We start from the raw sequence: 6342 nt of genomic DNA, 5'->3' as shown, positions 1-6342 counted from the left end.
CCGGCGGGCGTCGGGGTGCCGGGCCCAGCGCGCGGGCGGCGGTCGATCCGGTGGTGGAGCTGGAGCTGGCCCGGCGGATGGGCCGACGAGGCCGACCGGCACGGGCACCAGGCGGAGCTGCTGGCCCAGCGGCCGGCGCTGCTGCCGACGTGGTCGCCGCTGGCCCGGGCGGTCGCCGTCTACGCCGGGTGCGGGGCTGCCGGCGGGGTGCTCATGTTGACGCTGGTGCTCGCCTCCGGGGTGGGTCTGGTCGACGGGTTCACCCTCGGCGCCTGGATCTGCGCGGGGCTGCCGGCGGTGGCGTTCTTCGGTGGGTACCTGGTGCTGGGTCGATGGGGGAGGCCCGCCATGGTCGCCGGCACCCCGCCGCGCTACCTGCCGCTCGGGTTCCTGATCTGCTTCCTGCTGGTGCCGATGGCCTACTGCGCCTACCTGCTGCTGGTCCGCGGCCTGCGCTGAGCCTCCGGCGGGACCAGCCCCGGCCGCCCGGGCCATAATCCACTTCGTATCGCCGACATCGGGGTGTCCGAACTGCTGGGATACCCCGACATCGCCGACGTCGTGTCGATCCTGGGTCCGGTCGACCTCACCGGTGTCCATTGTGCCCACTGTGGTGCCGTAGTCTCGCGCCCCGAGCGCTGTCGGTACGTAATCCGCTTGGTAAACCGAGGCTCTGGATCGTCGCGCCTCGACGTTTCGCACATGGCAAATCGAAAGGTTGGTCAGGGAATTGCAGGGACAGACGTCCATCAACGTTGAGCCGGATTCGGCATGGGGCAGGGCGGTCGCTACGCCGGTGGAGGGCGACGCCGGCGTGGGGACGATCGGGAGTCAGGGCTGTCGGTTGTCGCGGCGTCGCGGCAGGCCGGTCCCGGTGCGGTGGTTGCGGGTTTCGGGCTGATCGCCGTCGGCGCTGTCGCCGGCTGGATGATCTGGCGTAGTGGCGCCTCCGCGGCGAAGATCCAACCCAAGGACACCACGGGTGTTTTCCTCACCCTGTTGGTCTTCGCCGCGGCGGTCGAGCGGATCCTGGAGCCGTTCTCGCGGTGGCTGCCGGGGCGTACCGCCGAGGCCGCGTCGGCCCGGACGGTGACCGACGTGAACGGCCGGGTCGCCGGTCCGACGGAGGCTGACCGTGCGGCGGTCGCCGCGGCCACGGCCGCGGTGGCGCAGGCGAAGGCGAACCGCACGATCGTCGCGTGGGGTCTCGCGAGCGGGTTGGCCACCGTGGCGTCCAGCGCGGGTGGGTTCTACGTTCTGCACGCGGTCGCGGGTGCCGACTGGAACGGTGTGGCGGTCTGGGTCGATGCCATCGTGACCGGTGTGATGGTCGGCAGCGGCACCAAACCGTTGCACGATCTGGTCAACCGGGTGCAGAACGGGCCGCCGTCTGGGGCGTGATCCACTCGGTATTGCTGATGTCGGGGTATCCGTGCCAGCGGGATACCCCGACATCGGCGATCTCGTGTCGACCTTGAGCCCCGGTTGCGCTCACTGCCGGTCGGCTTCGACGGAAGCGGCCACCAGAATCTCGTCGAGTTCGCGGTCGGTGAGACCTTCGTCTTCCAGCAGGCCGAGCAGCAACACCGTCCGCGCGACGATCGCCGCCGCGTCGTCGGGCACCGGCGGACCTTCGCCGAGCGCCGCCCAGACCAGCGCCTCGGCCAGCACCGGATCGACGTCGCGCCCGGTGGCGTCGTAGCGACGGTCCTCGGTCGCCCCCAACCGCCAGCGAACACGGGCGGCCAGCGCAGCGGCCCGGTCCGCGTCGACCCGAGCCACGCGCAGCCCGGCGACCAGGTCGCCTACCGACGCCGCCGGCGAGTTCCGGTCGGCGGCCAAACCCGCGTACACCAGGCTCAGCGCCCGCCAGCACTCGGTGACCGCGTCCTGCCAGGGCAGCCGCCGGCCCGGTGGCCCCGCGCCGTGCAGGTGCGCGCCGGCTCGGTCGGCGGCGGCGATCGTCGCCAGCCATGCCTCGCGCAGGTCGTCCACGGTGCCGACGCTCATTCGCCCGCCTCCGCCGTGGACTTGACCAGGAGGGCGAAACGCACATCGGTGCAGGGGTAGTCCGCGCCGCACCCGCACAACCAGCGGCGCACCACACGGGGCGGATGGGCGAAGAGAATGTCGTCCGCGTCCTCCACGTCCTGATCGGACACGAGGCGGTTGCTGTGCCGCTGCTGGGTGGGGTCGTTGGGCTGCTCGTCGGGTCGATCGGGCATCGAGGGCTCCCGTCGGGTCGGTCTCCTTGCTCATGCTCGTGCGTCGGGGCGGCGTGCGGGCACGCCCCGGCACGCCCGGCCGGACGGGGGGACCGACCGACCGGGCGCTCTCTGCGCGGTGGGGAAGAAACCAACTCCGGGTTGCAGACCTGGGAGCCGGTCAGATGGAAGCTTATATAACAGGTGATGTACGCGCAAGCACTGTCCGCACATTGCTTGCTATACAAAGTTGCTCGTGATCGAATGGCGGGGCAGACCTGGGAGACACCAATGCCCGCCAAAGCCAAGTGGGCGCTGATCGCCGACGGCATCCGCGCTCAGATCAACTCCGGCGAACTCGCGCCGGGCGACAAGCTGCCCTCGACCTCCGAGTTGTGCCGTCAGCACGACGTCTCTGCGATCGTCGTTCGCCAGGCCATCAACGCGCTCAAGATTGAGGGTCTGGTCGAGGGCGTCGGTGGCGTCGGGGTGTTCGTCGCCGAGCGTTGAGCAGGCTCGATCCCCACGCCTGCCCTGAGATCCTGCAAGGAAGGTGCCCCGGCAGGGTCGAATACTTCCACGATCTGCTGCCTCGTCGTCGCGAATGCGCGATCACGTGGTCGCGCTGGGTGCGCGAATCTCGTACGCTCCCATGTGGTCTCCGCCGGTGCGGTGGTGGAGGCGATGGTCGACCACGGGGAGGATGCGCGTGAGCGCAGCACAGATCATCGCGAGGTTGGCGGCGGCGTCGCAGAAACTCGACGAGGCGAAGGCCAAGACCGCAGCCGCAGCGCAGGACGCGGCCGAGGCGCGCGCCCTCGTCGCCGGAGCGCTGGAAGGTGTGGCCGCCGGCCCGTTGATCGGCATGATCGACGCGTACCGGCAGGCACTCGCGCAGGCGTCCCAGGGTGGCGAGCCGGCCAAGCAGCACGTCCAGGAGACGATCGCCAAGGTCCGAGCGCTGGGAAACTGACCGCGGGTGGTGGTAGCACAACCCACCATCCACCCGAGGCACGCGACTTCACGTTGCGGCCAGCGGTTTCAGCGACGGAATCAGTGCTGCTTGATCGGATTGTCAGGCGCGAGACGCGTAGCCGGGAGGAACGTGAGGCTCCGCCGCCTACAAGGCGCAGACACGTCAGTCCGGAGGCAATTGCTGTCGGCGGGTCAGCGGCGGCGACAGTTTGGGCAACCGTTGCGGAGTTCCTGCCGGCTCTCCCGAAGGCGGTAGCCGGCGTCGTTCTCGGGGCCGTGGCGACCTGGGGCTCCCTCAAGGCTTACAAGACGAGGTCGCAAGATAGTGGAGGTTCAATTGATCATTGATGAACGGGTTGAGCAACTTGTCCGAGACACGCTCCATTGGGCTGTCAAGCGGCAGCCGGCAGAGTTTGATGAGGCACTGAAGACGTTCTCCGACGTCCCAACACAGCGGTCGGCCATGGAGTTGCTCGTCGCCATCTCGGCCTTCGTCGCTGTTGACATGTGCGGAGGCAAGCCGTCGCCTGTGCAGATCCGGGAGTTGGCCACCGAGGTCGCTGAGGCAGAGGACTGGAGCTCGGCAACTCCTCAGGAGGTCGAGGCTTTTCTCAGCACGATCCTGACAGGCCGCTCGCTGTCGGGTGTTTTGCCCGCGGGCAGCGCAGTGGTCCTCGCCTTTGTTGTGGCCGCAAGCCTTCTGTCCTCACGTCCGAAAAGTGAGGGGGAGTGGTGGTTCAACTACCTGGACAAGGTGGAGGCGGCCATCGAGGCGGCGGGGTGACAGGCGTGCCGTCGGCGTCGGCGACATGGGTTCGGACTTCATCTCCGGATGGACGGCCGTCACCTTCGCGATCCGCCCCTGGGAGCTCTAGGCGAGGACGGCCATCGGGTCGACCTGCGGGTGCATGTATTCGGGAGCGGCCGACTGGGCACCCTCGCCGGGCTACGCGACTTCCTGGCGGACCAGGTCGCCCGCCGAGCCGCCATGGGCAGCAACGGTGGGCGGATCCCCGGACTTCGACATGGCTGTCCACCGCAAGCGCAACGTCGTGGAACGCTACTTCAACCGGCTCAAGCAGTGGCGTGACGCAACCACCCCGGTACGCCAAGGTGCAGCCCCTCTACCGTGCCAGCCTCGTCCTCATCGCCGCCATCATCTGGCTCTGATGAGCGACAGATACCTATGTGCTGCGTTTGCTGGCGTCGAGGGCGGCCTGCTCCACTCGCTGGCGATAGTCCAGCCACCATGACTCGTCGGCGGGGGGCAGGTTGTCGTGCCCGGGCAGCAGCCCGGCCGCGCCGTCGATGAGTTCGCGCACGATGTCAGCGTGGCCGGCGTGCCGTTGTGTTTCCGCGGTGACGTGGACCAGGACGTGGTGCAACGTGACCGCCGCATCGCCCCACCACGGCACGCGGCCGACCTCATCGAGGGCAAGGGCTTCAATGGTGGTGTCGGCGTGGGCGATCGCGCGACGGTACAGTGCGACGATTTCCTCGCGGGTCTCATCCGCGGTCGCCCACATGTCGGCATTGGTCTCCGCTCCGTCGCCGACGTACGGCAGTTCCTGCTCGAATGGCCGGCCGAACACGACGCCGAAGTAGAGGGTTTCACAGACCGCCGAGTGCTTCACCAGGCCGAGCAAGTTGGTGGCGGTCCGGGTCAGCGGGCGACGAATGTCGTATTCGCTGAGCCCGTCGAGCTTCCACAGCAGTGAGTCGCGGCCACCCTGCAGGTAGCTGTGTAGGTCTGCCTTCATCGCGGCACTATGGCATCCGGTTGGATGTCGCGCTGCCCCGGACGATCCGCAGAGTCGTGATCGGCAGGACACGCCAGTACGCGGTGCGCTCCTCAGCGGGTGATGCGGACCGTGTTGTTGAACGGCCCCCCGTCGCAGGCGTCTTCACTGCACAGTTCGATCAGTCCGTTGGCCAGCGCCACACCCTTGTGGAAGACGGCTCCCCCGGCGTCGGCCAGCACCCGCGTCGTCACGGCCTGAGGCTCACCTGTGCAGTTGAGGGGGGCCCAGCCCGACCCGTGCGCCACGATGTTGCCCGACCGCTGTCTGAGGCTCACCTCGGCGCCGCCGTTCGCGCTGACCGGGCAGGTGACGGTGAGGGTGACGTCCACGGCGACCCCTCTGGCGACCAGGGTGGCGGACGTGACCTCGACAGGGCCTGCCGCGCTCGCTGCCGTCGGCGTCAGCAGGGCGAACAGTGACAGCCCGAGCAGTGCGATAGTGGTGGTGAGGCGACGCACGGCGGTTCTCCTTTGCGGAGTGGGGTGCTTACCTTCCGTCACCCTAGCCCTGGCCGAGGCCCGCGAACATCAATCGATCGCCGGGTGTTCCGCAGACGTGCGTTCGATGATGACGACCGGGATGTCGCGGTCGGTCTCCTTCTGTTGGCGGGCGTACGTCGGGAAGGCCGGCGCGGCGGGCGCTCAGGAGTGTGGAGTCCGTACCTGCTCGAAGTGGAACTCGCGGATGAAGCAGTCTCGTGGTTGACCCACCGCGAAGACCACGCAGTCGATGACCGATTGCGCAGTGAGGTCGCTGTCCGCCTGCCGCGGTCCGTTCTGAACGAAGTCCGGTGGAAAAAGGGAAATCACCCGGATTCCTTCTGGCCGGAGCCGGTGCGAAAGGATCTCGGCGAGCCCGGCGTGGGCATGCTTGGCCGCGTAGAACGCGGGATGCGCGCCCGAACGGCGGTGCCCCACCTCGCCGCACGCGGAGATCATGTTGACGACGTCGGGCCGCGACGACGCACGCAGCAGCGGCAACAGATGCTTGGTCAGCAGCACGGTGCCGGTCCCGCCCGCAGCCATCACGCTCTCGATCGTGTCGTCCGAGACGTCTGCCAGGTCGTCACCTTCGATGTATGCGGCACCATTGTTGATCAGCACATCGAGGTAGCTCGTCCGGTCGGCGACGGCCGCGGCGAACCCACGCACCGAATCCGGTGCGGCGAGATCGCAGTGAAACGCGTCAGCCCGACCTGCGCCCCGCTGGTTGATCGCATCCGCAACCCGCCGGGCCGCCCCCAGGTCGCGGGCCGAGAGGAAGATCTGTGCGCCGCGTTCGGCGAACGCCTCGGCCAGAAGTCGTCCCGTGTCACGTGCCGCGCCGGTGATGGCGATGCGCAAACCATCAGGATCCATGAC

The 6342-nt window shown here is 68.5% G+C and carries 10 protein-coding genes and 1 pseudogene; 6 read left to right on the top strand and 5 right to left on the bottom strand.

Annotated features, from left to right (window positions below):
• Positions 1-459: hypothetical protein (locus tag JNW91_RS15550; protein WP_238425057.1), on the top strand; the 459-nt coding region annotated here is incomplete at its 5' end.
• A gap of 420 nt (positions 460-879) precedes the next feature.
• Entirely contained in the window at positions 880-1401 is a 522-nt protein-coding gene (locus JNW91_RS15545) for a hypothetical protein (RefSeq protein ID WP_203175918.1), read from the top strand.
• Between the two features lie 90 nt (positions 1402-1491).
• On the opposite strand, the gene JNW91_RS15540 is transcribed toward JNW91_RS15545, so the two are convergent.
• Positions 1492-2010, bottom strand: a complete 519-nt coding sequence (locus tag JNW91_RS15540; RefSeq protein ID WP_203175916.1) for a hypothetical protein — start codon at positions 2008-2010, stop codon at positions 1492-1494.
• Entirely contained in the window at positions 2007-2225 is a 219-nt protein-coding gene (locus tag JNW91_RS15535; RefSeq protein ID WP_203175914.1) for a hypothetical protein, read from the bottom strand. The genes JNW91_RS15540 and JNW91_RS15535 overlap by 4 nt, the downstream gene beginning before the upstream one ends.
• A gap of 243 nt (positions 2226-2468) precedes the next feature.
• On the opposite strand from JNW91_RS15535, the gene JNW91_RS15530 reads away from it, so the two are divergent.
• From JNW91_RS15530 to JNW91_RS15515, 4 genes and pseudogenes are all read left to right on the top strand, one after another.
• Positions 2469-2714, top strand: coding sequence for a winged helix-turn-helix domain-containing protein (locus JNW91_RS15530; protein ID WP_203175912.1), 246 nt, complete (start codon positions 2469-2471; stop codon positions 2712-2714).
• Between the two features lie 199 nt (positions 2715-2913).
• Positions 2914-3177 carry a DUF6244 family protein gene (locus JNW91_RS15525; RefSeq protein ID WP_203175910.1) on the top strand — a complete coding sequence of 88 codons (264 nt, stop codon included), beginning with the start codon at positions 2914-2916 and terminating at the stop codon, positions 3175-3177.
• A gap of 327 nt (positions 3178-3504) precedes the next feature.
• Positions 3505-3963: a hypothetical protein gene (locus tag JNW91_RS15520; RefSeq protein WP_203175908.1), complete on the top strand. Its 459-nt coding sequence runs from the start codon at positions 3505-3507 to the stop codon at positions 3961-3963.
• Between the two features lie 177 nt (positions 3964-4140).
• Positions 4141-4349, top strand: a pseudogene (locus JNW91_RS15515) (IS5/IS1182 family transposase); the annotation flags it as partial.
• A gap of 14 nt (positions 4350-4363) precedes the next feature.
• On the opposite strand, the gene JNW91_RS15510 reads toward JNW91_RS15515, so the two are convergent.
• The 3 genes from JNW91_RS15510 to JNW91_RS15500 all read right to left on the bottom strand — a co-directional run bounded on the left by JNW91_RS15510 (position 4364) and on the right by JNW91_RS15500 (position 6339).
• Entirely contained in the window at positions 4364-4939 is a 576-nt protein-coding gene (locus JNW91_RS15510; protein WP_203175904.1) for a DinB family protein, read from the bottom strand.
• A gap of 92 nt (positions 4940-5031) precedes the next feature.
• Complete coding sequence (locus JNW91_RS15505; RefSeq protein ID WP_203175903.1) at positions 5032-5439, bottom strand: hypothetical protein; 408 nt, start codon at positions 5437-5439, stop codon at positions 5032-5034.
• Between the two features lie 183 nt (positions 5440-5622).
• The gene (locus JNW91_RS15500) at positions 5623-6339 is read right to left on the bottom strand and encodes an SDR family NAD(P)-dependent oxidoreductase (protein ID WP_203175902.1); all 717 of its coding nucleotides are present in this window, start codon (positions 6337-6339) and stop codon (positions 5623-5625) included.
• Between the last annotated feature and the right edge of the window lie 3 nt (positions 6340-6342).

The sequence above is a fragment of the Micromonospora parastrephiae genome (genome assembly GCF_016802865.1).
Lineage (GTDB): Bacteria > Actinomycetota > Actinomycetes > Mycobacteriales > Micromonosporaceae > Micromonospora > Micromonospora parastrephiae.
The sequence above is the reverse complement of the archived record's forward strand: the minus strand, read 5'-3'. Positions and strand labels throughout refer to the sequence as shown.

Bases quoted from the DNA above. Each gene is read 5' to 3' on its own strand.
- JNW91_RS15540 (WP_203175916.1), bottom strand. From the start codon at position 2,010: ATGAGCGTCGGCACCGTGGACGACCTGCGCGAGGCATGGCTGGCGACG.
- JNW91_RS15535 (WP_203175914.1), bottom strand. From the start codon at position 2,225: ATGCCCGATCGACCCGACGAGCAGCCCAACGACCCCACCCAGCAGCGG.
- JNW91_RS15530 (WP_203175912.1), top strand. From the start codon at position 2,469: ATGGCGGGGCAGACCTGGGAGACACCAATGCCCGCCAAAGCCAAGTGG.
- JNW91_RS15510 (WP_203175904.1), bottom strand. From the start codon at position 4,939: ATGAAGGCAGACCTACACAGCTACCTGCAGGGTGGCCGCGACTCACTG.
- JNW91_RS15500 (WP_203175902.1), bottom strand. From the start codon at position 6,339: ATGGATCCTGATGGTTTGCGCATCGCCATCACCGGCGCGGCACGTGAC.